Source organism: Pseudonocardia sp. SID8383 (genome assembly GCF_009864975.1).
Lineage (GTDB): Bacteria > Actinomycetota > Actinomycetes > Mycobacteriales > Pseudonocardiaceae > Pseudonocardia > Pseudonocardia alni.
In genome coordinates this window covers 1-772 of sequence record NZ_WWFY01000613.1, presented here as the reverse complement: position 1 = coordinate 772, position 772 = coordinate 1, and the positions used below count along the sequence as shown (strand labels likewise).

Annotated in this window: 1 protein-coding gene and 1 pseudogene; both read left to right on the top strand. The window is 77.5% G+C overall.

Going from position 1 to position 772, the window contains the following annotated elements; all coding sequences use genetic code 11:
- A pseudogene (locus GTW08_RS14830) lies at positions 1 to 210 on the top strand (aminoglycoside 2'-N-acetyltransferase); the annotation flags it as partial.
- Between the two features lie 83 nt (positions 211 to 293).
- On the top strand, positions 294 to 772 hold a 479-nt coding region (locus GTW08_RS14825), incomplete at its 3' end, for an HAD family hydrolase (RefSeq protein ID WP_161152084.1).

Here is a 772-nt window from a genome sequence, read left to right as displayed (position 1 = left end):
CTCGGGGCGCTCGGCGCGGCCGCCCGCGCCGCGCGGCTCTACCGCAGGCACGGCTGGGAACCGTGGTGCGGCCCGCTCGCCGCGCTCACCCCTTACGGCGTCGTCGACACCCCCGACGAGCGCGGCGCCGTGCACGTCCTGCCCGTCGACGCGCCGCTCGACCCGGCCCGCGCGCTGGTCTGCGACTGGCGCGACGGCGAGCTGTGGTGACGCCCCCGGAGTGACGCGGCCGGTTCACCCGGATGTCGACCAGGAGTCGGGTGATCGTCATCCGGCGCCGGTGGAGTTCACCCGTGCAACTGGCGGTGCTCGACCTGGCGGGTACGACGATGGTCGACGACGGGCTCGTGCTCGCCGGCCTGCGGGCCGGCCTGCGCGCCGCCGGGGTCCGCGTCGACGGTCCCTGCTACCCGGCGCTGGACCGGCAGGCCCGCGCGACGATGGACCGCCCGGTCATGACGGTGCTCGGCGAGCTCCTCGACGGCGACATGTACCGGGCCCGCCGCGCGCACTCCGCGTTCGCCGACCACCTGCACGCCGCGCTGGACGCGGGCCGCGTCCGCCCGGTCCCCGGCGCCGCGCAGACCCTCGACGCGCTCCGCGACGCCGGCCTGAGCGTGGCCCTGACCTGCGGGTTCGATCCCGAGCTGCGGGACCGGCTGGTGTCGGCGCTGGAGTTCACCGAACGGGCGGACATGGTCCTGTCGCCCGCCGACGTCGACGGCCGCGGCCTGCCCGAGCCCGACCTGCTCCACGCCGCGGCACGGCGGGC